At 69.8% G+C, this 22,867-nt stretch carries 25 protein-coding genes, 2 tRNA genes and 1 pseudogene; 19 read left to right on the top strand and 9 right to left on the bottom strand.

What is annotated here, in order from left to right:
• The first annotated feature begins 14 nt into the window (after nucleotides 1–14).
• The 3 genes from ACLJWH_RS20365 to ACLJWH_RS20355 all read left to right on the top strand — a co-directional run bounded on the left by ACLJWH_RS20365 (nucleotide 15) and on the right by ACLJWH_RS20355 (nucleotide 2,717).
• Nucleotides 15–88, top strand: a tRNA-Ile gene (locus tag ACLJWH_RS20365).
• Between the two features lie 188 nt (nucleotides 89–276).
• The gene (locus ACLJWH_RS20360) at nucleotides 277–411 is read left to right on the top strand and encodes a DLW-39 family protein (RefSeq protein WP_003958712.1); all 135 of its coding nucleotides are present in this window, start codon (nucleotides 277–279) and stop codon (nucleotides 409–411) included.
• 419 nt (nucleotides 412–830) lie between these two features.
• Nucleotides 831–2,717: a hypothetical protein gene (locus ACLJWH_RS20355; protein WP_411143146.1), complete on the top strand. Its 1,887-nt coding sequence runs from the start codon at nucleotides 831–833 to the stop codon at nucleotides 2,715–2,717.
• Between the two features lie 20 nt (nucleotides 2,718–2,737).
• On the opposite strand, the gene ACLJWH_RS20350 is transcribed toward ACLJWH_RS20355, so the two are convergent.
• Nucleotides 2,738–4,435: a serine/threonine-protein kinase gene (locus ACLJWH_RS20350; RefSeq protein WP_411143145.1), complete on the bottom strand. Its 1,698-nt coding sequence runs from the start codon at nucleotides 4,433–4,435 to the stop codon at nucleotides 2,738–2,740.
• 73 nt (nucleotides 4,436–4,508) lie between these two features.
• The gene (locus ACLJWH_RS20345) at nucleotides 4,509–5,057 is read right to left on the bottom strand and encodes a helix-turn-helix domain-containing protein (RefSeq protein WP_094793616.1); all 549 of its coding nucleotides are present in this window, start codon (nucleotides 5,055–5,057) and stop codon (nucleotides 4,509–4,511) included.
• A gap of 129 nt (nucleotides 5,058–5,186) precedes the next feature.
• Here ACLJWH_RS20345 and ACLJWH_RS20340 point away from each other — a divergent pair.
• Nucleotides 5,187–5,259, top strand: a tRNA-Ala gene (locus ACLJWH_RS20340).
• Nucleotides 5,260–5,363: 104 nt separating this feature from the next.
• On the top strand, nucleotides 5,364–7,229 hold the full coding sequence (locus ACLJWH_RS20335) for a tyrosine-type recombinase/integrase (protein WP_411143144.1): 1,866 nt from the start codon (nucleotides 5,364–5,366) through the stop codon (nucleotides 7,227–7,229).
• A 155-nt stretch (nucleotides 7,230–7,384) separates the two neighbouring features.
• Here ACLJWH_RS20335 and ACLJWH_RS20330 read toward each other — a convergent pair whose 3' ends face one another.
• The 7 genes from ACLJWH_RS20330 to ACLJWH_RS20300 are packed head-to-tail and all read right to left on the bottom strand — an operon-like array spanning nucleotide 7,385 to nucleotide 10,196.
• Entirely contained in the window at nucleotides 7,385–7,603 is a 219-nt protein-coding gene (locus ACLJWH_RS20330; protein ID WP_411143143.1) for a hypothetical protein, read from the bottom strand.
• On the bottom strand, nucleotides 7,591–7,845 hold the full coding sequence (locus ACLJWH_RS20325; protein ID WP_411143142.1) for a hypothetical protein: 255 nt from the start codon (nucleotides 7,843–7,845) through the stop codon (nucleotides 7,591–7,593). The genes ACLJWH_RS20330 and ACLJWH_RS20325 overlap by 13 nt, the downstream gene beginning before the upstream one ends.
• 52 nt (nucleotides 7,846–7,897) lie before the next feature.
• Nucleotides 7,898–8,449 carry a hypothetical protein gene (locus tag ACLJWH_RS20320; protein WP_411143141.1) on the bottom strand — a complete coding sequence of 184 codons (552 nt, stop codon included), beginning with the start codon at nucleotides 8,447–8,449 and terminating at the stop codon, nucleotides 7,898–7,900.
• Nucleotides 8,446–8,805, bottom strand: coding sequence for a hypothetical protein (locus ACLJWH_RS20315; protein ID WP_411143140.1), 360 nt, complete (start codon nucleotides 8,803–8,805; stop codon nucleotides 8,446–8,448). Before ACLJWH_RS20315 ends, ACLJWH_RS20320 begins: the two co-directional genes overlap by 4 nt.
• A 53-nt stretch (nucleotides 8,806–8,858) precedes the next feature.
• A complete protein-coding gene (locus ACLJWH_RS20310) occupies nucleotides 8,859–9,518 on the bottom strand; it encodes a hypothetical protein (RefSeq protein WP_411143139.1) in 660 nt (219 codons plus the stop codon).
• On the bottom strand, nucleotides 9,493–9,942 hold the full coding sequence (locus ACLJWH_RS20305; protein WP_411143138.1) for a hypothetical protein: 450 nt from the start codon (nucleotides 9,940–9,942) through the stop codon (nucleotides 9,493–9,495). Before ACLJWH_RS20305 ends, ACLJWH_RS20310 begins: the two co-directional genes overlap by 26 nt.
• Nucleotides 9,942–10,196, bottom strand: a complete 255-nt coding sequence (locus ACLJWH_RS20300; protein WP_411143137.1) for a hypothetical protein — start codon at nucleotides 10,194–10,196, stop codon at nucleotides 9,942–9,944. The genes ACLJWH_RS20305 and ACLJWH_RS20300 overlap by 1 nt, the downstream gene beginning before the upstream one ends.
• Nucleotides 10,197–10,724: 528 nt before the next feature.
• Between ACLJWH_RS20300 and ACLJWH_RS20295 the strand changes: the two genes are divergently transcribed.
• From ACLJWH_RS20295 to ACLJWH_RS20230, 14 genes and pseudogenes are all read left to right on the top strand, one after another.
• Nucleotides 10,725–11,465 carry a DUF2786 domain-containing protein gene (locus ACLJWH_RS20295; RefSeq protein ID WP_411143136.1) on the top strand — a complete coding sequence of 247 codons (741 nt, stop codon included), beginning with the start codon at nucleotides 10,725–10,727 and terminating at the stop codon, nucleotides 11,463–11,465.
• Nucleotides 11,466–11,625: 160 nt separating this feature from the next.
• Nucleotides 11,626–13,383, top strand: a complete 1,758-nt coding sequence (locus tag ACLJWH_RS20290) for a ParB N-terminal domain-containing protein (protein WP_411143135.1) — start codon at nucleotides 11,626–11,628, stop codon at nucleotides 13,381–13,383.
• Nucleotides 13,384–13,449: 66 nt separating this feature from the next.
• Entirely contained in the window at nucleotides 13,450–13,872 is a 423-nt protein-coding gene (locus ACLJWH_RS20285; protein WP_411143134.1) for a hypothetical protein, read from the top strand.
• A 134-nt stretch (nucleotides 13,873–14,006) separates the two neighbouring features.
• Nucleotides 14,007–15,227, top strand: a complete 1,221-nt coding sequence (locus ACLJWH_RS20280) for a hypothetical protein (protein ID WP_411143133.1) — start codon at nucleotides 14,007–14,009, stop codon at nucleotides 15,225–15,227.
• Between the two features lie 622 nt (nucleotides 15,228–15,849).
• Complete coding sequence (locus tag ACLJWH_RS20275) at nucleotides 15,850–16,029, top strand: hypothetical protein (RefSeq protein WP_411143132.1); 180 nt, start codon at nucleotides 15,850–15,852, stop codon at nucleotides 16,027–16,029.
• A gap of 640 nt (nucleotides 16,030–16,669) precedes the next feature.
• Nucleotides 16,670–17,302 (top strand): hypothetical protein, encoded by a 633-nt coding sequence (locus tag ACLJWH_RS20270; RefSeq protein WP_411143131.1) that lies wholly within the window; start codon nucleotides 16,670–16,672, stop codon nucleotides 17,300–17,302.
• 141 nt (nucleotides 17,303–17,443) lie between these two features.
• On the top strand, nucleotides 17,444–18,301 hold the full coding sequence (locus ACLJWH_RS20265; protein ID WP_411143130.1) for a hypothetical protein: 858 nt from the start codon (nucleotides 17,444–17,446) through the stop codon (nucleotides 18,299–18,301).
• A 91-nt stretch (nucleotides 18,302–18,392) separates the two neighbouring features.
• On the top strand, nucleotides 18,393–18,815 hold the full coding sequence (locus ACLJWH_RS20260; RefSeq protein ID WP_411143129.1) for a DUF6409 family protein: 423 nt from the start codon (nucleotides 18,393–18,395) through the stop codon (nucleotides 18,813–18,815).
• Nucleotides 18,816–19,145: 330 nt separating this feature from the next.
• Nucleotides 19,146–20,540, top strand: a complete 1,395-nt coding sequence (locus ACLJWH_RS20255; RefSeq protein WP_411143128.1) for a DUF3560 domain-containing protein — start codon at nucleotides 19,146–19,148, stop codon at nucleotides 20,538–20,540.
• Between the two features lie 75 nt (nucleotides 20,541–20,615).
• Nucleotides 20,616–21,266 (top strand): hypothetical protein, encoded by a 651-nt coding sequence (locus tag ACLJWH_RS20250; protein ID WP_411143127.1) that lies wholly within the window; start codon nucleotides 20,616–20,618, stop codon nucleotides 21,264–21,266.
• A 61-nt stretch (nucleotides 21,267–21,327) separates the two neighbouring features.
• Nucleotides 21,328–21,756, top strand: coding sequence for a DUF6197 family protein (locus tag ACLJWH_RS20245; RefSeq protein ID WP_411143126.1), 429 nt, complete (start codon nucleotides 21,328–21,330; stop codon nucleotides 21,754–21,756).
• Nucleotides 21,757–21,800: 44 nt separating this feature from the next.
• On the top strand, nucleotides 21,801–22,199 hold the full coding sequence (locus tag ACLJWH_RS20240; RefSeq protein ID WP_411143125.1) for a DUF6181 family protein: 399 nt from the start codon (nucleotides 21,801–21,803) through the stop codon (nucleotides 22,197–22,199).
• Nucleotides 22,196–22,363 (top strand): annotated as a pseudogene (locus ACLJWH_RS20235) (DUF6349 family protein); the annotation flags it as partial. The gene ACLJWH_RS20240 and the pseudogene ACLJWH_RS20235, both read left to right, overlap by 4 nt.
• A 28-nt stretch (nucleotides 22,364–22,391) precedes the next feature.
• A complete protein-coding gene (locus tag ACLJWH_RS20230; protein ID WP_411143272.1) occupies nucleotides 22,392–22,808 on the top strand; it encodes a DUF6349 family protein in 417 nt (138 codons plus the stop codon).
• The last annotated feature ends 59 nt before the right edge of the window (nucleotides 22,809–22,867 follow it).

The raw sequence follows: 22,867 nt of genomic DNA, 5'->3' as shown, positions 1-22,867 counted from the left end.
GGTGCAGCGAACGAGCGGCTATAGCTCAGACGGTTAGAGCGCTTCCCTGATAAGGAAGAGGCCCCAGGTTCAAGTCCTGGTAGCCGCACCGCAACATCGGCCCGGTCGGAGGTTTCTCCGGCCGGGCCGATGTGTTGCGCGAGTGCGGAAGTTGGGTGCGCGGCCGGGCCGGAGCCAGTTGTTGCCAACCGCGGCCTAGGTAACCGATCGGTATCGACCGGTGTGTATCATCGGCCCCCATAGGTCCCCTACGTCAACGAAAGACGAGGTCGCGCGGTGAAGAAGCTTCTCCTGGTCGCACTGGCCGCCATCGGCGGGCTCCTCGTGTACCGCCAGATCCAGGCGGATCGCGCCGAGCAGGATCTGTGGACGGAGGCGACCGACTCCGTGCCCGCAGGTTCGGGTGTGTGAGACCCAGACGCACAGCACAATTCGTACGGACCCCGGTCGCCTGTGGGCGGCCGGGGTTCCGTGCGTCCGGGGGCGGGCGGGGGTGTCCGGGGCGTAGGGGCGGATGAGGCGGCGCGCCGCGTCGAGGTGGGTTTATTTGCATTAGCACAACATTTAATTGCTATAGCAAATCTTAGTGTGATCTGTGTGACCCGCGTGAGGTGCGGGGTATGGCGCACGGAGCTCCAGACGTGATTCGGGCTCTTGGCGGACACCGCGCGGGGCAGCGGTGGAGGATGGGGTTTTGGCCCGGCGGGGACGGCGCCGGCGGACGGGGTGGGCGTACCGGTATCGGCCGGCCGCGGCGTGGACTTCCGGCGGGCCCGCGGGAAGGGGCGGGCGTACGGCGGGAATTCGGAACCGATGAGGGGTGACTTGTGGTGACGGGGCGCACGACGTACAGGGGGCTCGTCGCGCTGGCGGCGCTCGCGGTGGTGACGGCTCTGCCGGGGACGGTGGGAGTGGCCTCGGCCGGGGAGGTGCCCGCCTACCGGACGGCGGACGGCGCCACGGCGATCACGGGCACCCCGAGTGCCGCGGACGCGCCGCAGCTCACCCCCGGTATGCACACCGACTCCATCGGCCGCGGTGAGCGGAAGTACTACGCCGTCACCCTGGACGACAGGACCAGTGCGTATTTCTCGGCGGTCGCCGCGCCCCGGCCCGGCACCAAGGTCCAGGACTACGGCGACCAGTTGGCCATCAGCGTCCAGGACAGCGGCGGCAGCACCTGTGGCCCGGTCGCGCATCCGTCCTTCCACAGCGGTGGAGCGGCCTATCCCATCGCCGACTACGCCGTCCGCCGTATCGGCGCGGACAGGACGGACTGTCAGAAAGCGGGCCCGTACTACCTGGTGATCAGCCGCAAGGGGACGGCGGCCTCCGGTCCCGACAGCTGGCCGGTCGAGATCGGCTGTCTCACCGAGCCCGCGCTCAAGGGCGGCACCCCGGACCGGCCCGGCGACGGCACGTGGAGCAGTGCGACGCCCGCTCCGCCCACCGACACCAACAAGCGCGACGCCAGAGGCGGGACCGGTTTCAACGACGCGGGGTCGGTCGGCAAGGGCGTGTGGCAGGACCGGATCAGGCCGGGCGAGGCCCGGTTCTACCGCGTACCGGTGGACTGGGGGCAGCAGCTCAACGTGAGCGCCGAACTGCCGAATTCGACCCTCGCTGACCCGACGGCCGGTGCGGCGACGACCGGTGTCACGAAGTACGTCTCGAACGCGCTGGGGCTCAGCCTCTTCAATCCCGCGCGCGGGGCGGTGCGGGACAACAACTTCGTCTCGTACAGCGGGAAACCGGCCGCCGCCAGAGAATTCACCGCGCCCGTCGCGTACGGCAACCGCCTCCACCCGACCGGTGCGGTCAGCGCGATGCGGTTCGCGGGCTGGTACTACCTGGAGGTCACCCTCAATCCGGGTATGGCGCAGTACTTTCCCGAGGGCGCGGACCTCACTCTGCGGGTGGACGTCCTGGGCACCGCGCAGGCCGGGCCCGGTTACTCCCGGCCGACCGGCGTTTTCTCCGTCACACCCACCGACCGGGACATGGCCGACAAGGGGCAGCCCGCCCAGGGGGCGGCGAAGAGCGGCACCCTGATGGCGGTGGCGTACGCCGGGATCGGTACGGGCGTGACGCTGTTGCTGGGGCTCGCGGTGTGGACGGTGGTGGCGCGGCGCAAGGTGGGGGGTGCGGCGAGGCCCGGGGCTCCGGGTATGCCCGAGGCACAGGGGCCGCAGGGGGCTGTTGTGGCTTCTGTGGCCCCCGTGATGCCTGGGACGGTGCCTCCGGGCCCTGTGATGTCCGGGGCGGTGCCCCGGAACCCTGTGGCGCCTGAGGCGGTGCCTGTCCCGCCGCCGGGGTGGCCGGAGCTGTACGGGCAGTCGGGTCAGTCGATGCAGTCGCCAACGGGTCAGCCGAATCAGCCGAATCAGCCGGGTCAGCTGGGTCGGCCGAATGAGCTGGGCCAACCGGAGTGGGCAGGTCAGCCAGGCCGGTCGCCTGAGGCGGAGCGGTCTTCGGCAACACAGTCTTCGCTGCCTTCGCAGTCCCCGCAGTCCCCGCAGTTGTCGCAGTTGTCGCAGTCCTTGAATTCCTCGCCTGCGGCAGAGACATCGCAGCAGTCTCAGACTTCGCAGGCATCGGCATCGGCATCGGCATCGGCATCGGCATCGGCATCGCCGTTGTCCGGGACGCCGCAGGAGGACCGGGCGGCGCAACAGAGCCGGGAAGCCGAGCAGTTCGGGCCGCCGCAGGGCTGGTAGCCGGGCGGCGGACGGGTGCGTCAGGCGGCGAACAGAGCCCAGACGCCGACCGCGATGCACAGCAGCGCGACGATCAGTACCGGGACCGCCACCTTCGGAGGCGGCCCCGGTCGCTTGTACGGGGCGGTCCCTGGTGGTGCGGGGACCGCGGCGGCGGCGTCGGAAGTGGTGGCTGTAGCGGCCGCGGGATACGCGGGCCGGGCCATCGGCGCCATGCCTGCCATCTCTGCCAGCCCTGGCGTTCCAGGTATGCCCGTCGTCCCCGTCGTCCCGGTCATCCCGGTCATCGGCGCCATCGGCGTCATGGGGGCGGGCTGTCCCGGGGCGGTGACCTGGGGGTGCCCGGGGACGGGGTGGTGGTCCGCCGTGTAGGGGCGGGTCGCGGACGGCTCCGGGCGGAGGGCGGCCGTCGGCTCGTAGGTCGGAGGCGGGGGCGGTGGGGTGGCGGGTGCGGACGGTATGCCGTGGCCCGGAGGCGTGCTGCCGGGCAGGGGTGTCGGTGTGGGGGCGGCAGGTGTGGCGGTGGGGGTGGGCGGTGCGGCCGGCTGCGGCGGCGCCGGGGTGCTCTGCCGCGGTGGCGCGAGCTGGAAACTCCCGGTGTCCGACATGGACACCTGCCCGGCGGCCTGGTGGGAGGGCCTGGCGGGTGAACCGGCGTCCCCGAGTGCGCCGCCGTCCCTGCGCGCGGCGCCGTCCCTATGCGCGTCAACGTCCCCGTCCCCGCGCACGTCGTCCCTGTACGAGCGGGAACCGCCGTTCCCGCGCGGGCCGGGGCCGCCGTTCCCGCGCGGGCCGGGACGCTCGTTCCCGTGTGGGCCGTCGGCCATGGTGTCGGGGCCCAGGGGCCCGTCCGCGCCGTACCCCGAAGGCAGTGGCCCGATGTGGTCGAAGACCTCGACGACCTCGTCCTCGATCGTCGTCTCCGGCAGCATCTCGACCGCCGGCAGGAGCGCCTTACGCGCCCCCGTGGCCGTCCTGAACCGGGCCTGCGGATCCGGATGCAGCAGACTGGCCAGCACCTGCCAGAGGGGTTCCGGCACGTCCTCGGGCGCGTCCGGGATGCCGTGCCGGGCGAAGTGCTTGATCAGCGCCTCGGAGTCCGGTTTGCGGCCGGTGACCAGATAGAGCCCGACCAGGCCGACCGCGAAGAGATCCGCCGGGAAGTCCGGTTCGGCGCCCAGCATTTGCTCGGGGGCGAAGTAACCGGGTGTGCCCACCACATAGTTGGCCTCGGTGAGCCGCGGTTCCCCCTTGCGCATCGCGATGCCGAAGTCGGACAGCCGCAGATGCGGACGGCCCGTACCGGTGGCCTCCAGCAGGATGTTCGCCGGTTTGATGTCGCGGTGCACCACACCCTCGGCGTGCACCGCCGTCAGCCCGGCCAGCAGCTGGTCCAGCAGCGTGCAGACGTACCGCGGCGGCAGGGGCCCGTAGTCGCCGGTCAGATGCGCCAACGAGCCGCCGTTCACCAGGTCCATGGTGAACAGCACCTTGTCGTCGTCCGCGGCCCAGCTCGCCGGGGCCAGCACATGCGGGTGGTCGATCCGCAGCGCCTGCTCGCGGACGAAGCGCAGGAGGGTGTGCGCGTCGCTCTGCTGGAGCACCTTGGCCGCGACATAGCGGCGGCGGCGCTGGTCCCAGGCGCGCCAGACGGCGCCCACACCGCCCCGCCCGATCGGGTCGATCAGTTCGTACCGACCGGCGAAGATCTCACCCATTGCGCCCCGTCCGCCCTCTGAACTCCGCAAGTGCCGCTGTGGACGCGGCCGGCCAGCTCCGGTGCGCCGCGTACTAGTTCTGGTGTGCCTCGTAGTGGGCGACCGCGTCGGCGGTGCGGCCGGCACCGTAGACCCGCAGGAACTCTGCCAGTTCGGGGTGCGTGGGGGCGAGGGTGTTCGCCGCGTCGATGATGTCCCCCGCATCCGAGACCGAGCGCAGCAACGACTGAATCTCCCGCACCACCCGGCGCACCGTCGTCGCCCCCGTCGACGACGTGGCCTGCGCGGTGTTGTTCAGCACCGACCCGCCGGCTGTCTTCTTGATCTCGTCCATGCGGTCGGTGGCCTCGGCGGCACTGACGCTCCCGTCGGCGACCTGCCCGGCCAGCTCCTGGAGCGCCTGGACCCGCTGCACCACGGCCGGGTTGCCTATCTTTGCGCGCTGCCCGCTCATCAGCTGGGACAGCATCGGCGCGGAGAGCCCGAGCACGGAGGCCAGCCGGGCCTGATTGAGACCGAGGTCGTCGATCAGACGGCGGAACAGCGCACCCAGAGGCTCCCCGTACCAACTGCGCTGGAGTTCCCGGGCCCGCGCGGTGGCTTCCTGCTGTGCTGCGTCCATGCCGTCTCCCCTGTCTCCCCGATCGCGCTTCACTGCCGCGAATCTCGCGAAGCATCCTACGGAGAGCGACTGCCCGGGGCGATACCCGGTCGGGAAAGCGGCCGGGCACCGGGTACTCTGGTCCGCGACGGGGCCTTAGCTCAGTTGGTAGAGCGCTGTCTTTGCATGGCAGATGTCAGGGGTTCGACTCTCCTAGGCTCCACATCATGAGAGGTCCTCTGACCTGCGGAAACGCAGGTCAGAGGACCTCTCTGTGTTTATAACGTCAGCACCGTGTCAGCACGCATCTGATCTACGGTGCCGACCATGGCTTACGTGAAAGACCGCCCAAACAAGGACGGAACGACCACCTACTGCGTCATGTGGCGCAAGGGCGGCAAGGCGAGCGGCAAGCAGGAGAGCGAGAACTTCGACGACCCGAAGGCCGCGAGCCGGTTCAAGGAACTGGTCAATGGACACGGCCAGGAGTGGCCGCCAGGCTGGGTTCGGGGCCAGGGGTTCGTTGCGGAGCAGCGGAGGCCAGCAACTATGTTCGAGCCCTTCGCCCTCGCCTACGTAGACCGGCTCACCGGCATTCAGGGCGATACCCGCAGCAAGTACAAGAAAGAAATACGCGAGAACATGGTGCCCTGGTTCGGGCCCTACTCCGTGGAGGACGGCCAGGGCGGCATCGTCCGGGCGATGGTGCAGGACTGGGTCAACGATCTTGAGGCCGGACGTCTGGCTCCGATGGACGCGCGGGACCGGAAGCCTCGGACGAAGTACGCCCCGAAGACCGTCCAGAACAAGCATGGACTGCTGTCCGCGATCTTGCAGTCCGCCGTCGATGCAGAACCGTCACTGAGGGGCGCCAACCCGTGCTCGAAGACGCGCCTCCCTCGGCTCGACGGAGCGGAGGACGAGGAGGAGATGGTCTTCCTCGAACGCGAAGAGTGGGCATGGCTGCACGACTGCCTTGCCGACGATGCCAAGGAACTCGGCGAGACGATTGCGGAAACCGGCTTCCGTTGGGGTGAGGCCACTGCACTCCAGCCGCGCGACCTCCGCCGCCGTAACGGCAGGCCCGCTATCCGTGTCCAAAGGGCCTGGAAGAAGGACGAAGACGGCAAGTCCGTCCTTGGCCCGCCGAAGACGCGGAAGTCGCGCCGGACCGTCGTCATCACCCACAAGCTGGACCGGACGCTGCGGCGCCGTGCGAAGGGCCTGGCTCCCGACGCGCTCCTGTTCACGGGCCCCGAAGGGGGCAAGTGGGATCCCGGCACCTTCCGCCGTCTGCGCTGGGTGCCCGCGATCGAGCTGGCCGCAGAGAAGTACGGGCTCATCAAGCGACCCCGCATCCACGACCTTCGCCACTCCCACGCGTCGTGGCTCATTGCTGCGAAGGTGCCCCTGCCCGCCATCCAGGGACGGCTTGGCCACGAGTCCATCACCACCACCGTGGACCGGTACGGTCACCTGCTGGACGCGCTGGACGACGAAGTCATGGCCGCAGTCGAATGGGCCATGGACCCGACCGCCCCGTTGCCCGGATTCCTCGAACGCTCCGGTCTGGCATCCACGACAGACGGACTGCTCAACGTGCCTCGCCAGCTGTCCGGCCTGGCCCAAGAGATCTGGAAGGACGCGAGCGGCATGGTGCAGGACGGACCGGAGGACGGAAGCGAGACGGTCTTCGTGGTCACTCTGGATGGCCGCGAGGTGCCCTTCGCGGACCGCCAGGACGCCCAGGACGTGGCCGACCAGTGGAACGACGACCACGCGGACGAGATCGACGCCATGCGCGCGGATGGCTGGTCCGAGGAGAAGCCCACGCGGCGCGGCGCGATAGGACCGGAGGAACGCGAACAGTGGACCGGTGGCGGGCCGGTCTGGACCCGGATGCCGGCGCGCGAGTTCGTTCACTCCGCCCTGGCGTCGCACGAACCCGACGGCGCCTTGTCGTACGAACCGCATCCCGTGATGAGCCGGTGGACGTGGGAGTTCGAGCACGACGGTTTCACCACGAAGGCCGCCGAGTTCCGGATCGAGTTCCGGCCCGGAGGAACCACGGAAGCCCACGCCCGCGGAATCAACAAGGCTGCCGTGCGGAGGGCGTTCGAGCAGGCCCGCATGGACGCCTTGGAGGTCTGCTCGCAGAACCCGAATCTCGACCCGGTGGAGTCCAGGGCATAGCCGAACCTCTGTTCCTCCGCGATCATGAAGCCTCGGTGCCTGCCAGGCCGCCACAGTTCGGTGCAAGTCGGTCCGTAAGGCAGAGAAGCATCTCGAAGCCGATGCGTCAGGGCCCGCTCCTCTTCGGAGGAGCGGGCCCTCGTGCTTGGTTTGCCTCAGTGGCCACAGTGCGGACACCGGCTACTGGGCCGGCCGCGGGTCTCCACCGCGAGACCGTGCTCACGCATCCGCCGCAGGTGGTAGGCAACGGTGGAGGCGCTGGACAGACCGACGGCTGCGGCAAGGTCGCGCATCGAGGGCGGCTCTCCGAACTCGGCGACGTACTCCCGCGCACTTCGGGCAATGCGTATCTGCTGATCGCTCAGGCCAGCCACGAGGCCCTCGCCTCCGACTGCTCATACGCGCGTACCTGCCGCCGCAGCTCGGCTCTGGCCGCCGGCCCCCCGCTGGAGACGCTGTTGAAGAAGGGGTGCCAGACCAGACGCACGGAAAGCCGCTGAAGCTCGCGGCGCAACGCCGTCACGTTGTGGGAACGGGGTACGGCGAGTGCGGCGTACGTACGGTTCCATGCGTGCTGGAGCTGGACTAGGTCGTGGGGGAAGTGGGGGGACGGCATGGTCGAAATTCAATCATGTGTTCGATTTTGGGCGCACGCCGAAGAAGCGCCATCACTCTGAGTTGTGTGGTCGGGGACGGCTTCCGGCGCAGCCCGCGGCCGGGGGCGGCAGGTTCTCGACTGCGCTCCATCCTGTAATCCGGTAGCGCTGAAGGCTGTGCTGGGCCGTGAAGCCCATGACCCACTTCTCCCCTGCCGAGTCGATGACGATCAAGCGGGGGTCAGTGCCGTCCTTCGGGCGGTAAAGGCCCATCGGCACAGGGACGGGACACTCGCCCAGCAAGGCGGACTCCGCGCTGAAGATCCGCTCGGTGACCATCCGGCCCGCCAGGAATCCCCTGCGGTGGTACTGCGCGGGGACCGCGCGGAGGATGCCGTCTAGCTCGATCATCACCGTGCGGGCCACCGGTTCAGCGGCGGCCCGCACGCATGGGCACGGCTTGTCGTACGGGGTGCCGTCCGAATAGGTCGGCCGCTCGGCCCGGAGCCACTGAAACGCCTCACAGACGCGCCGGGTGTGACACGGGCAGTTCGGGCACCCCTCCGACGTCGGCCGTACGTACTCGGGGCCGAATGGCTCGGGGAACGGGTAGTCGGCGGTCATGCCCTGGCCTCCGTCGTACCCATGTGGAAAAGGATCGAGGCGGCCTGGTGGAGGCTGTCGGACAGAGCCCGTGCTCCGTCACCGGCTTCGCCGAGGTAGCGAAGGACTTCGTCAGCAGCCGAGCCGGCGTCAGTGCCGTCGTCCATCCGGATCAGGCCCTCCGACAGGTGCCGTCGAATCGCGGCTGAGAGCTGGTCGAAGGTCTGGGGGAGGCTGTCGAGCATCACCGTGAGGGACTGCGTGACCTCGCTGACCAGCGGCGGATACCGCAGCGCTTCCGGTCCGAAGGTGGCGTGGTTGATCTCGCGTATCGCCGCTGCGGCGTCGCTCGCGTGCCGGGAAATGTTCGTGGACATGGGCGTCAGCGCTCTCCTGATCGCAAGGGTGGTCGAGTGGTTTCCGGGGGCGGTCACCACAGGCTCAGCGGGCGGCCTGCCGCCGCTGCGGTACGGATGCGGAGGGCGATCTCCGCCTCGGTCTCGCCGTTCGCGCGACCAGTCCGTATGGCCTCGCCGATCGCGCGTGAGCGGCCGGCGGGCCCCCGCAGGTCTGCCAGCGGGCTGCTCGGGTTCCGGCGGCGAGCCAGCCACTCAGCCCGGTTCTCCGCCGGGGTACCCAGTCGAAGGTGCACAGGCTGTTGGCACGAGTGGCTGTCACACGTGTGGCATACGGTCGGGCTGTCGGTGCCCCAGCCAAGCCGGGGAATCACACCGTGCGCGAGCTGGTAGCCGTACAGGTGGCCCGGCACGGTGCCGCGCCGAGTCAGGCCAGGCAATGACGCCGCCCGGAAACTCGCGTGGCCTGTGCTGGAGATTCCCCCGAAGAAGAACCAGCAGTCCGACGTTGAAGACGTGCGGTGGACCTTGGCCCAGTACCGGGTTCGGACCGAGTCGTCGGCCAGCCATGCCGTCCAGGCCACGGCCGGGATGCGTACCGGCGACGGCTCCCCAATCAGCGCGAGTTGCTCGGGCAGGTCCTCGCCCGGCACCGGCCCTGCCCGGTCCACTGCGGAATGCGGGAACAGACCGGGCGCGGGGCCGTCTTCACGCGGCATCAGTGCGGCTGTCATCTGGATCAGCGGCCACCGAATGCGCGGTGGTCACCGGAGCCGGTTCCTGCGTCTTTGCAGGGCGGGCGGTGCGCGAGCGGCGGGTTCGGGGACGCTCCGCATGAGCACGCAGGGACTCGATGACCTCCTTCGCGCGAGCTGCGGTAACAGGCTTCGCCTCCCGTTCCAGCTCCTCCGCCGGCACGCCGAGCAGCTCAGCGACCAACTCGGCGTCGTTGCCGAACAGCCGCAGGACCGCCGCCGCCGCCTCACGCGCCGCGATGTCCGCCGCTTCCTTCGCGAGCGCCGCCTTCAGCGCGGCCTCCCGCGCCGTCAGAACATTCCCCGCCGCCAGCTCACGCGTCTTCGCCTGGAGAGCCTCGATCTCCCGTACGCGGCGCCGCAGTTCGGATTGGCTCACCCCAGCCGTTGAAGTCGTGGTCATCAGTTCTCTCCGTCGAAGCTCTGTGTGGCCGTCGCAGTCACCACGAGCACCTTGTCGGCCACCGGCGCCAGGCGGTTGGCCAACGACTCCGCGGCTTCCTTCAGCTCGCTGTCCGTGACGTTCTCCACCTCCTTGTACGACGGACGCCACCGGCCGTCGGCGACCTGGTGGCGGACGATGTCTTCCATCTCGCCCACCAGGCCCTGGACCGCTTCCTCGATCTCTGCGCGCTGCTGCTCGGAATACCTGCTCATGGCGCGCACCGTAGGCACAGGTCCGGAGACATCTCGAACTGGCGAGTGGGACGCCGGCCTCAGAACATCTATGCCTCCGGCGGGTCCTCTCTCGGAGGGGGAGGAGCAGTCGCTCGGCCGTCGCGCCGCCGTGGTTGAGGTAGAGGGGGCGGGGTTCCCTCCTCGGTCGGCCGACCCAGCAGAGCGCACCGCGCCGCAGGGGCGCGAGGTCGTACGTCCGGGTCACGCAACTTCCCTCGTTCCTCACGAAGTTGCGTGCTTCCGGGCGCTCCACCTCGCACCCCTGCACCACGGCACGCAGGGCAGCGCCGTCCGACCGAGGAGGGAACCCCGCCGCAGGCCCGTATGGGCCGAGGCCCCATTCCCAGGCCCGGACCGTCGTCCCGCACGAACAAAACCCCAGTTCAGGAGTTGATCAGAGCCTCAAAACATGGTTTAATTAGTGATGTCGGAAGGGGAGGGCAACACCCCGATCGACACCCCGCCGGACCGACCGGCCCGGCGGAACCTCTCACCAGGAGCAGAACTGTGAGCACCGAGAAGAAGAACCCCAAGCTGGACACCATCCGCGCCCTGCTGGCCAAGGCCGAGGACCCCGCGACCGCCGAGGCGGAAGCCGAACTGGCCCGTAAGCGGGCGTTCGAGATGATGGCCAAGTACGGCGTAGAACAGGCCATGTTGAACGATGGAAAGCCATCGAACGATGCCCCCGTCAACCGCCAGATCGTTCTTGACAACCCGTGGGCAATGGAACGGGTCCGCCTGATCAACCGGATAGCCAGGGCTCTTGGATGCCAGCTCATCCACCTTGGCCGGGACGGAGGCGGGCCCGGCCGCCGTGTCCACCTCTTCGGGTACGAATCCGACCTTGAGCGCGTCGAACTCCTCTACACCTCCCTTCTCCTCCAGATGAACAGCGGACTCGCAGCCCAGTACGTACCGGTGAGCAGGGGCGTACGCGTGTGGCGCCGTTCCTGGCTCCTGGGCTTCATCGACCGCGTCGGCGGGCGGATCGAGGAAGCCGAGCAGGGCGCGCGCGACGCGGCCCGCAACGAGACCACGGCGACCGGCCGCAGCGCCGCCCTGGTTCTGGCCGACCGCAAGGCCGTGGTGGAGCGCAACTACCGCCAGGTGTACCCGCGCGCCCGCAAGGGTGGCTCCACCACCATGACCGGCACCGGATTCCGAGACGGATGGGCCGCCGGAGGCCACGCTGACATCGGAGGTCGCCGCATCGGCCGCGCCACCTCCGGAGCCATCTCGGCATAGTCGACACGTCCGGGGCGGCGCGGCGCCGCCCCGGGCCTTGACTCAAGGGCAAGAACATGGTTTAATTAGTGGTGTCGGAAGGGGAGGGCAACGCCCCGACCGACACCCCCGCCAGGCCGACCGGCCCGGCGGAACCTCTCACCAAGGAAGACGAAGAACGATGAGCAATGCCACGGCCCAGGCCGGCGTCCAGGTCGCCCCTGCCCAGTGGGAGACCCTCCCCGTCGCCGAACTCACCGCCCACCCCGGCAACGTCCGCAATATCGAGGTGCCCGCCGATCTCTCGGCCGACATTCAGGCCAACGGTGTGCAGGAGCCGCTGTACGTCGTCCGCACTCATGGCGACGTGCCCCAGGTGATCGACGGGTTCCAGCGACTGGCCGCCGCCGTCGCCGTCGGACTGGAGGCCGTGCCGTTCACGCCCCGACCGGTCATCCGGATTGACGCGCTCACCCCGCACCCGAAGAACGCCCGCGAGGACCTCGACATCAACGCGTCGTTCGTGGAGTCGCTGCGCGCCGAGGGGTGCCGCATCCCGGTCAAGGTTCAGCGGCTGGACGGGGGCGTTGTCCAGGTCAACGACGGGAACCGGAGGTACTTCGGCGCACAGGAGGCAGGGCTTACCCACCTCCCGTACGAGTGGGAGGACGACGACCGCGACGCGGCCGGGCAGTTCCTCGACATGATCACCACTGCCCAGCACCGCAAGGCGCTCAGCCATGGCGAGATGACCGCCGCCATGTTCAGCGCGGCCGAGGCGGGCGCCCAGGTGGGCCGCATCGCCAAGGCCGCAGGTGTCCGGCAGAAGGACGTCAAGGCCGTCGTGAAGGTCAGGAGCGACAAAACCTTGAACGATGTCGTCGCGGGCAACTACGCGTGGACGTTCGATCAGCTCGCGGCCCTCAGCGAGTTTGCTGACGACCCCGAGGCGCTCGCCGCGATCACGGAGGCCGCCGAGGAGGCCACCGAGGATGAAGGCGCCGCCGACGAAGTCGACTGGACTATCAGGATCGAGCGGACCAAGCGCGAGAAGCAGGCGAAGGCCCAAGCACACCGGGCCGAGCTGGAGAAGGCCGGGCAGAAGGTCCGGGACAAGGCGGAGCTGTCCGAACGGACCACCCCGGTATGGCGTCTCAGGACCCCGGACGGCAAGCGGATCACCGCCGAGGAGCACTCGGAGTGCAAGGGGCAGGTGTGGGTTCTGGAGGACTCCGACGACGAGCAGTTGAAGCCGTACTGCACTTCTCCCGCCCTGTACGGCCACGCCGAGCCCGGCAACCCGTTGGGTGGCAGCGGCAAGAGCACCGCCGAGAAGGAAGCGGAGAAGGCCGCCCGTGCCGCCGTCAAGAAGGGGAATCTGGAGTGGGACGCGGCCGAGGGCAGGCGTCACCAGTGGCTTGCGGACATGATCAAGCGGCGCAACCTCCCCAAGGACACCATCAACGCCCTTATTGAGTACGTCAACACCGCGTTGCTCGGCGGTACTTGGGGAATCTGTGACGACCTGAACAAGGAGGGCACCACCAAGATTCTGGCAACTCTGCTCGGGCTCACCGGCGACAAGGCGAAGTACCGCATGGACTTCCCGGACCACGTCGCCAAGGACCCCCGCCGCGCGCCTCAGCTCCAGTTTGCTGCCGTCGCCGCCGTCCGCGAGAAGTCCGCGACCCGGTTCGCATGGCGCACCGATGACCAGATCTGCCGCGAAATCCGCAGGCCCACGGGCAAGTGGTTCGCGATCCTCGAAGCGCTCGGGTACCAGCTCACCCCGATTGAACAGTCCGTCAAGGATGGCGAGCCGTACGACCCGTACAAGAAGAAGCGCGCCGCGATCACGGCCAACGCCGACGCCGAGCAGGCCGCCGACCAGGAGCCTGCCGCCGACGAACCGTCGGACGACGACGCAGCCGCCGCCTAAGACCCTCAGCCGTACGACTCCGGGGCGGGAAGACCCACCCGCCCCGGCCGCCCCAGGAGCCTCACAGTGACCCGTACAGCCACGTTCGAGACCCCCGCAGACGCCCATGGTTGCGGTTGCCTCCCCGCCCCCGCCGAGCCCGACCCCGCCACCACGGCCGACATCATGCAGGCCCGCGCGATTGCCGCCGGACTCGCTGAGTTCGGCATCGGGCCCGACCGCTGGAGCGCCGCCTACGACCACGAGGCCGCCGCCGTCGTGCTGCGTGTGGATACCTCGCGCGGACTGTACGCGCTCGTCATCCCCGCCCCCGGCCAGGCGTTCCCCGTGCTGCACCGGGCCGAGCGAATCGGGGCCCTTGACTGCCGCCGCATCTACGGCACCGCCGACAGCTACACCGCCGCCCTGTTCGCGGCGTTCCTCCGGGACCGCGCGGCACTGGAGATCCCCGGCCGCGATGTTTGCCCCATAGCTCAAAACATGGTTTAATTAATTGTGTCGGAGGGGGAGGGCAACACCCCCTCCGGCCACTGGGCCCACGCGGCCCACCAGGTCCGGCCGAACGCGGAGGGCAACCCGCCCGGCCGGGCACTCATCACCTCTCACCAGCAGGAGCACACGCGATGAAAAGCGCAGCCATGCGTTTCGACGTCCCGGCCACGTCTGCCAACCACGTCCGTCAGCTTGTCGAGGCCACCAACACCCGCGCCGCCGTCCACGGACTCACCGCCTATTCGCTCGACATCTCCGCCCCGTTCCTTGCGGACTACAAAGACTCGTACGACGGCCGCGTGATCGGCCAGCGACCCATGGTCACCGTGACGATCTTCGGGGAGATCCCGCGTCACAGCGGCTGGACGGTCGTGGCCCGGCTGGACCACGACGAGGAGGGAGAGACGCTCCTCAGCCTGTTCCCTGGGCTGCCCGAGCAGCTTGCCGCCGAGGCGAGCGCACAGCGGGTGATCGAGAATGTCTGCCACGGCTGCAACGTGACCCGCCACCGGACCGCGACCTACCTTGCCCGCCACGACAGCGGCGAGTACCGACAGTTGGGCACCACATGCGTGGAGCCGTACACCGGACTGCCGATCAAGGGCCTTGAGGCACTGTGGCGCTTCGGGCGGTTGAAGGACTCCGATTGGGATGGCGACAGCGAGGGCGGATTCCCCGCCGATCTCCGGGTCCCCGTGGCAGAGGTGCTCCGGGTGACCGCCGCGATCGTGGCCCAGGAGGGACGTTTCTACAGCCGGTCCGAGCAGTGGGCGAAGTCCCCGACCGCTGACGGAGTCGAGGCGTACTTCTTCAGCCGCAAGGCCCCGATGGAGTGGCGCGCGGCCATTGACGCCGAGCCCGACGCTCCCGCCACGGCCGCCGCCGTCCGGCAATGGGCCGTCCAGGGATACGGCAGCGCGAACGACTACCGCCACAAGGTGGGCCAGCTGGCCAAGGCCGAGACCGTCAACCCACGACACCTGCCGACGCTGGTCTCCGCGATCGCAGGATGGCACCGCGACCAGGAGAAGGCCGCCGCCGAGCGCGCCGCCCAGAACTCAAAGCCACAAGGCGCCAAAGGAGAACGGCTCACCGTGGCCGCCACCGTGACGACCGTGATCGAGCTGGAGGAGCGCTACTACGGCTACCACGCCCAGCGCCGCCACCTGATCAAGTTCCAGGACCAGGAAGGCAACGTCTACGTCTGGTTCAGCAGCGCGGCCACCGTCCCCGACAAGGGCGACGAAGTCGAGTTGACCGGCACCGTCAAGGAACACAGCACGTATGGCGAGGTCACTCAGACCGTTCTGACCCGGTGCCGCGTCGCCGAGCACCAGCTAGCCGCAGCGTGAAGACACCGGCCGGGCGGACCACCACCGCCCGGCCGGACCCCGAGCAGCCGCACTGCACCCCGCACCTATCCCGAGGAACCCCCATGTCTGTCTTCACCAAGTTCTCCGAAGTATTCCGCGCACGCTTCATCTGCCCCGGGACCATCAAGTACACGTGCCGATGCGGACTCACAGCCACAGTCACCGGAGACGTGGCGTACTGCGAGCGCATGTTCCGCCGGATACGGAACCTTCACCGCCCCAACTGCCAGGCCAGAGAGGAAGCGGCCAGCCAGAGCTAGCCGAGATCAGCCCGGCGAGCGCGGCCGTGGTGTGGACGGCATCGAGCCGCCCACACCACGCTCCGCCCACCACCGTGGAGCCGCCGGTGCGTCGGCGGCCGCCCGTACAAAGGGCGTCCCTGCGGGGACGGCTCAGCCTGGCCCGGCTCGCAGCCGGCCGGAACGTCCGGGCCGCGGGCGGCCCTCCCGTCCCGTCCGGACGCCGGACCGAAGGACGTGCCCTCCGGGCACGGCGCACAGCCCGTCGCGCTTCGCGCGACCCCTGGCGGCAGCCCTGCGCCGGAGCGCCGCTGAATCGCCCGACTGCCACCACCGAAATTTCAACCGCGAGGACCCAGGTCATGACCGAGAACGAAAGTGGCGCTTGCCCCGAGGAGCCAACTGCCCGGCCGGGAGCCGCCTACGAGGCGCGGTTCGCCCGTGTCGCCAAACGGCACAAACGCAGCGACGACAAGAAGGCGCCGCCCGCCGTCTGCCGCCCCTGGACTCCAGCGCACAGCGGCTGTACCGGCGGCTGGTGACGCTCGTCGAGCAGGAGGCGCACGCCGAGCACGATGCGACTGACCGGTGAGAGGGCGAGGGCGGCTACGGCCCCGACGCGGAAGCCCCCCGCTCGGTGGCCACTCCTGTCGTGACAGCACCGGCCCCGATGAGCCGGCGGGCAAGCTGGCGCCCCATCGTGCAGCCCGCCTTGTGGTGATGCGAGGGTGCCGGCGGTCAAGACCTTGATGCCTCCGGCGGGTCCTACTCGGAGGGGGCGGGTGCCGGTCGGTCGGGTGCCGCGCCGTCGTGGTGAAGGTGGCGAAGGCGGGGTTCCCTCCTCGGCCGGACACCCCAAGGGGCGTACCAGGAACCCGAACACGGCGTCCAGGCCAAGCCGCTATGCGGTCGCTACGCGAGCCAGGACACCGCGCCCGGAACCCTGGTACGGCGGAGCTGTCCGACCGAGGAGGGAACCCCGCCCAAGCTCGTTGTAGCCGGGCCCGGCCGGGCGGGTGCAGGCCGGTGGGGGTGAGAAACGAGTAGCTCAGAGATTGCAGCCGGGTTGACCCGAGCCTGAGAACGTGGTTTAATTAGTGATGTCGGAAGGGGAGGGCAACCCTCGACCGGCACACGGCAGGCCGACCGGCCGCCGACAACCTCTCTCACCAGGAGACAGAGATGGAACAGCGCCCCACCGTCGCAGAGCTGGCCCACCCGATCGCCGTCGAACTCGGCGGGAACTGGCGACCTCAGCAGGCGTACCACGGCGTCCAGGGGCTGGACCACGCCGCCACCTTCACTCACCTCGACGGCCGACAGCTCCACCTTTCCGAGCGGTTCGACGACCCCGGCCACCTGCACATCCGAGGCGCATTCCCCGCCACCGACTACCCCTTTCGCAGGGGTGAGCGCGACAGCGTCCGAGTCGCCATGAGCGAGGACCCGGCGGACATCGCGGCCCGGATCGCCGCCGACCTCATCCCCGTGCACCGTGACGTTCACCGGCGGGTGAAGGAGCACAACCGCGAACAGGCCGAGACGAGGCGAGATGTCGAAGAAGCCGCCCGTGATCTCTCCGCCCGACTCCCCGGATCCCGAACCCGAGTCGACGGGACAACTGCCTTCGTCTACATGAACCTTGAACCGGGAGAGGTTCGAATCGGACTCGACGGTGACACGGTCAGCCTCGTACTCAATGATGCACCCCGGATCATCGCCGACGCCGTCGTATTCGCGGTGAGCCGATTCCTCCCCCACGTCCAGACCCCCGAGGCTGAACGCGGCGAATACGTCGACGGATACGCCCTCTAAACCCCACGCTTCACGGCGGCGCGCTCTTGGAGCGCGCCGCCCTGACGGAAAGTCCCTGTGCCGGAAGGGGGAGGGGCCCCCACCCGACACTGCGGGGCCAATCGGCCCCGGACGCCGATTTCTCACCAGGAGGACCGAGACATGCCCCGCAAGCCGAAGATGACCGACGAAGAGCGCCGCGCCTACACCGCCAAGATGCGCGGTGAACTCGAAGCCGTCATGGACCGCGCTTACGGCGCGATGGTCGCCAGCGAGGAATTCTGGACCACCGTCATGCGCGCGGCCGCAACCCTGACCGACCGTGGTCCCGTCAACTCCATCGCCATCGCCGCCCAGCGCCCCCACGCCACCCGCGTGCTTAGCTCCGGAGACTGGCGGAAGGTCGGGCGATTCCCGGCCAAGGGCTCCACCTCCATCCGCATATGGACGCCGATCAAGCAACGGTCGGGAGACGCCCAGGACGCCGCAGCCGCAGCCGCCGACGGCGGGCAGCGAGAGGCCGCCAGCGACGCCGCCGAGGGCGGGGAGCGCCGGGTGTCCGGCTACAAGGCGGGGCCGGTGTTCGACATCGGCCAGACCGACGGAGATCCGTACGAGCCGCCCGCCGCCGCCCGGCTCACCGCCGAAGCCGTCTGGGCCGTCATCGCCGGGGCCGACGAGGTGCCTGGAGGGTGTGGCCACGCCGTCCGCCTCCACCTGTACAACGCAGCTTTTCAGCGCATCAGCGAGATGGACGCCCCCGTTCGCGGGCAGCGTGAAGCGGAAGTGGCGTCCGCCGCCCATGTCGCCGCGCTGATCCTCGGGATCACTCCGGGTCCCGCCGTCATGCCCCCGCTCGCGGGCATCATCACCCAGGGTAAGAAGCCCCCGGTTCACGAGTCTGCCGTCCGGGTCATCGAGACCGGCCGCGCCATCGCCCACGCCATCACCACGGCCGCCGAGAACCGCCGCGAACTCGTCCCGGCGGTTGACCCTCACCCAAGAACATGGTTTAATTAGTGGTGTCGGGAGGGGGAGGGCAACCCCCCGACCGACACCCCCGCCGGGGCCGACCGGCCCCGGCGGCACCTCTCACCAGACAGGACACGACATGCTCACCACCGACCAGAAGCCCACCGCCCAGGACTTCCCCACCGCGACGCTCGTTCTGGCCGGACCCTGGCGCGACGGCTACCAGCTCGACACCCGCCCCGCTGTCGTCGTCGGTCCCTTCGGCGGACCGGAGTTCGCGGGCCGAGCCACCATGGTGGTCGCCTGGTTCTTCACCCTCGGGGCCCCTGAGCCCGGCGACAGCGTCCAGGGGATGTTCCCGCACGAGCTGACGCCGCTTGACGACTCGCTGACCACGATGCACCAGGACGTTTTCCGCGACATCGTGTGCGGTCTGCGTAAGGGCCGGTTCGCCTACGACGACGGACACGCGTTCCGCGCCGCCGTCCGCCAGGCATGGCGCGAGCGGACCGGACTGGCCGACGCCGACCCGGCCGCCCGGCACACGCTCCACCGCAGCTGACCACGGCCCCGCCGGTCCGGGGGAGGGCAACACCTCCGGACCGGCAGGCCCCCAGCACCCCAGCGGACACCCCTTCGGGGCGACAGCAGCAGGTCCGGTGCGTTCACCGCCGCCGGCCGACTCCGCCGCAGGCGGCTCCGCCGACCGACGACGGGCACCGGACCGCGAAGGACGCGCCCCGCGGGGGCGCGGCAGCCCCTGCCGTCGCGCAGGGCGCGACGGCCCGCGAGCCGATCGTCCCTCACGGCCCGCGCCCGTGGCGCAGCACCGCTGCCAACGCAAGGTCCGGCCAGGCCGGACCACAAACTCTCACCAGAAAAGACCAGTTCAATGACTATCGAGATCACCCACACCCGCCGAGAAGGAACCCTGATCGAGGGCACCAGCCGGGGCGACGGATCAGCCGAAATCCTCAAGCTCCGCGAGTACGGCCGCACCCAGCGCCAGCCCTTCCGATGGAGCAGGAACCTTGACTGCTGGTACCTCCCCCACAGCCGCGACCACGCCACCTACACCCCCTCGCTCGAACTCCTCGCCCAGCGCCTTCGAGACGCAGACTTCGACGTCACGCTGACCATCGACAACGCCGACCGCCGTTCGTTCTCCGAGGCCGAGCAGGACCGGGAGGAGAAGGCCGAAGGCCGGGCCGAGCGGTTCGGCGGGTACGCCGACACCGCCGCCCGGAACTCCGAGGCCGCGTGGAAGAAGAGCCACGAGATATCCGAGCGGTTCGCCTTCGGACAGCCCATCCTCATCGGCCACCACTCCGAGGGCCGCGCCCGCCGTGATCACGCGCGGATGGACAACGCGATGCGCAAGAGCATTGGTGAGCGCGACCGCGCCGAGCACTGGACCGGCCGGGCGCAGGCCGCCGCGAACTACGAGCAGTTCAAGAAGGACCCCGGCCGCACGCTCCGCCGTCTCGACAAGCTGCGGGCCGACCTCCGCGCGGTCGAGAAGTGGCAGCGCGGCGAGTCCGCCAAGGGCTACTCCCGCAACCCGGACGACCCCGAGCTGACGATCCGGCACGAGGAACTGACCGAAGAGATCGAGCACTGGCAGCAGATCATCAAGGACGCCGAGGCCAAGGGCTTCAAGGTCTGGTCGAAGGCCGACTTCACCCGCGGGGACTTCGTTCTCTACCGCGGCACCTGGTACGAGGTCCTGCGCGTCAACCCGAAGTCGGTGACGATCCCGCACATCCACAACGGCACCGGTCGGCGCATCGTCCGCGCCACGGACAACCGTCACGACGACTGGACCTGGACCGCCCCCTACGACGACGTGTCCGGGCGCAAGAGCGCCGCCGAGATGCAGCAGCCGACCCAGCCCGAGGCCGCCGAACAGCAGGAGCGGGCCGAGCAGTCCACGCCGATCGAGGAGCCTGTACCGGCGGAGAAACCGACCCCCGTGGTGGCCCCCGCCGCAGATGTGAACTGGCAGGACGGCATGGCGCTGGTGCTGATCGCCTCGAAAAACTCCAGCCGCTCCCGCAAGCGCGCCCTGTGGGCGATGACCCGCCGCGAGGCACAGACCGTGTGCGGCGACCCCCGCACCTCCGGCCGCTCCTACATGCTCACCTGGACCGACCGGCCCGGCACCGAAGGCGCCGACTGGGAATGGGTCCCGGACAACGGGAGCCTCGACCCGGTCCTTGAAGACCTGGGCATCACCCCGCGCCGTGACTGGACCGCCGCCCCGCAGGCCCCGGCCGACGCCGCGTAACGACTGCCCCGCCCGCCCCCCGGCGGCCGAGCACGCCGGGGGCGGGCCCCTCTCTCACCAGAACAGGGCCCCACCATGACCACGCAACTCCTCGAACGACCCGCGACGGCCACCGTCCCCGACACCGAAGCGGCCAGGCTCATCGTGCCCGCGACCGAGGGCATCACCACCATCCCGACGTACCGCGTCGGCGCCCCCGACATCCAGTGCCGATACCCCGTGACCGTTGGCGAAGACCAAGTCATCGGCCGCGCCTACCGGTGGCACCGAGACTGGCTCGTCCTCACCACCGCAGGCGAATACAACCTCCGTCGCCCGCCGAAGGGCACCCCGGGCACCGACATGGCCGCCGCCCATCTCGCGGAGCAGTACGCCGCCGGTCTGATCGGCGCCATCCCCTTGGACCAGGTGCTCGCCGAGGCCCCCACCCCGCTGTGCGGGCCGGTGCCTCTCCTGCACCCCCGGATGCCGGTCAACGACCGCAACATCCAGGGCGCCCTGACCGCGTTCGCGGGACTCCGGGCCCACCACTGGCGGGCAGTCCTCACCGGGTTCCCCGGCAGCGATAACCACTGGTACCTCAGCTGTGAATTGTGCCCGTGGGAAGGCCCGAAGTTCTGGTCGCACTTGCGCGGGCGCAACGGAGAGCCGCCGAGCGCGCGCCGTCACAAGGGCGGGTGCATCGGAGAGGACAAGGTACGCCGACTGATCCCCGCCTACCACTAGCAGCCCGACCGAGGGGCGGCGGCAGCGCGCCGCCGCCCCCGCTCTCCCGAAGGACAGCACCGTGCCGACCCGCCACACCCCCGAAAGCATCGTCATCGCGGACACCCCCGCCGCGATCCTGGAATGGGCCGCCCGCCACATCGAACACGTCGGCATCTACCAGGGCCCCCGCCTGTTCGACGGTCCCGGCCGTACGGCCACACTGCCGTGCTGGCCACGCGGCGCCCTCGAAGTCGCCGCCGGCCACGGGCGGGGAGCCGCCGGCCGGACGTACGACTGGGACCGCATCGACCGCGCCCGCGACCAGGCGTTCGGCATCCTCGCGGAAACCCTCACCGGTCACCCCGTCGACGCCGACGACCCCGCCGCCGCCAAGGCCCTGCACCGCGAGGTCATCGACCGGTGGAGTGCCGAGCCCGGACGTACCGCCGCCGACGCCGCCCACGCGTTTCGCACCGCCGCCGCCCACGCCGAACACGCCCTGTTCTGAACCCCGCCGCCCGCCAGCATCCCGAGTCATCGAAGGCCAGCCCGATGGACGAGACGACAGAAGACCGCAGCACCACCAGGACGCCGAGCCGCCGAGGAGCCGCCACCCCCAGCCGGGATGGCGTCCACCGGCTCAGCGTGCCCCTCCACCCCAGGCTCAGCGCGTCCGAGCTGATCCGCGTACTCCTCGCGGCCCCCGTGGAGACCGACCTCCACACCCTCGACCCCGTACAGATCCGATCGCTCATCGCCGACGTGCTCACCCAGCACGGCTATGACGTACTCGACCGATCGCTGTACTACTCGGAACTCGACCGCCACCAGGACGCCCGCCGCGCAGTGCGCTGCGCGTACGCCGGCCGGTTTCTCGACGCACCCGCCGAACAGGCCGTACTCGCTGACCCCCTCCGCGAAGTGCTCGCTGCCCGAGATGGGAAGTCGTGACCGCGACCGTCACCGAGCCGACCGGAGCACGAGCACGGCAGACGTACTACTGGCGGTTGCGCAACGCACGGACCCGCCATCCTCCCGCGAGCGCGGGACAGACGTGGCACATTCAGCCCGGACACCCCGGCGGCGCGTACTGCGACCTCGGCCACGAACTGGACCCGCCCGCCCGCACACCACGCCCCGACCCTGCTCTCCCGCAGCCGGCCAACCGGCCGCCGGGGGGACGAGCGGGAGTTCCGCGGCGGCTGCCTCACCTGCGACTGGGAAGGCCCCGTCCACCGCGGCGACGGTTACGGCGACGGCGACAACGAGGCAGTGGAGGACGCCCACGACCACGCGTTCCCCGGCTGGCGGACGCTGCCGCCGATCACCAGAGTCGAGGACAGATGGGCCGTTCCGCAGAGCCGGAGCCGCTGGGCTCAGCTCACCTCCCAGTACCCGGCGGGCTGGATCGACCAGGGCGCCCCCGTCCTGGCCTGGAGCCGGTACCACCGCGAAGCTCACGCTCCGCCGCACGCGGGACGCCCCCGCTACGAACTCCGGATCAACCGGCCACCGAGCAGCCGGGCCAAGCGCCCCACAGATCAGGGGGCCCTCTTCTGATGACCGCCGTCCTCCGGACCAGGGCCCCGCCCACTCCAAGGTAAAGGTGGTTTAATTAC

It is taken from the genome of Streptomyces sp. x-80, assembly GCF_046549095.1.
GTDB lineage: Bacteria > Actinomycetota > Actinomycetes > Streptomycetales > Streptomycetaceae > Streptomyces > Streptomyces celluloflavus.
The sequence above is the reverse complement of the archived record's forward strand: the minus strand, read 5'-3'. Positions and strand labels throughout refer to the sequence as shown.

Bases quoted from the DNA above. Each gene is read 5' to 3' on its own strand.
- ACLJWH_RS20335 (WP_411143144.1), top strand. From the start codon at position 5,364: ATGGCTTACGTGAAAGACCGCCCAAACAAGGACGGAACGACCACCTAC.
- ACLJWH_RS20345 (WP_094793616.1), bottom strand. From the start codon at position 5,057: ATGGACGCAGCACAGCAGGAAGCCACCGCGCGGGCCCGGGAACTCCAG.
- ACLJWH_RS20310 (WP_411143139.1), bottom strand. From the start codon at position 9,518: ATGACAGCCGCACTGATGCCGCGTGAAGACGGCCCCGCGCCCGGTCTG.
- ACLJWH_RS20255 (WP_411143128.1), top strand. From the start codon at position 19,146: ATGACTATCGAGATCACCCACACCCGCCGAGAAGGAACCCTGATCGAG.
- ACLJWH_RS20315 (WP_411143140.1), bottom strand. From the start codon at position 8,805: ATGTCCACGAACATTTCCCGGCACGCGAGCGACGCCGCAGCGGCGATA.
- ACLJWH_RS20300 (WP_411143137.1), bottom strand. From the start codon at position 10,196: ATGAGCAGGTATTCCGAGCAGCAGCGCGCAGAGATCGAGGAAGCGGTC.
- ACLJWH_RS20325 (WP_411143142.1), bottom strand. From the start codon at position 7,845: ATGCCGTCCCCCCACTTCCCCCACGACCTAGTCCAGCTCCAGCACGCA.
- ACLJWH_RS20305 (WP_411143138.1), bottom strand. From the start codon at position 9,942: ATGACCACGACTTCAACGGCTGGGGTGAGCCAATCCGAACTGCGGCGC.
- ACLJWH_RS20270 (WP_411143131.1), top strand. From the start codon at position 16,670: ATGGAACAGCGCCCCACCGTCGCAGAGCTGGCCCACCCGATCGCCGTC.
- ACLJWH_RS20250 (WP_411143127.1), top strand. From the start codon at position 20,616: ATGACCACGCAACTCCTCGAACGACCCGCGACGGCCACCGTCCCCGAC.
- ACLJWH_RS20350 (WP_411143145.1), bottom strand. From the start codon at position 4,435: ATGGGTGAGATCTTCGCCGGTCGGTACGAACTGATCGACCCGATCGGG.
- ACLJWH_RS20240 (WP_411143125.1), top strand. From the start codon at position 21,801: ATGGACGAGACGACAGAAGACCGCAGCACCACCAGGACGCCGAGCCGC.
- ACLJWH_RS20280 (WP_411143133.1), top strand. From the start codon at position 14,007: ATGAAAAGCGCAGCCATGCGTTTCGACGTCCCGGCCACGTCTGCCAAC.
- ACLJWH_RS20320 (WP_411143141.1), bottom strand. From the start codon at position 8,449: ATGACCGCCGACTACCCGTTCCCCGAGCCATTCGGCCCCGAGTACGTA.
- ACLJWH_RS20260 (WP_411143129.1), top strand. From the start codon at position 18,393: ATGCTCACCACCGACCAGAAGCCCACCGCCCAGGACTTCCCCACCGCG.
- ACLJWH_RS20265 (WP_411143130.1), top strand. From the start codon at position 17,444: ATGCCCCGCAAGCCGAAGATGACCGACGAAGAGCGCCGCGCCTACACC.
- ACLJWH_RS20290 (WP_411143135.1), top strand. From the start codon at position 11,626: ATGAGCAATGCCACGGCCCAGGCCGGCGTCCAGGTCGCCCCTGCCCAG.
- ACLJWH_RS20275 (WP_411143132.1), top strand. From the start codon at position 15,850: ATGACCGAGAACGAAAGTGGCGCTTGCCCCGAGGAGCCAACTGCCCGG.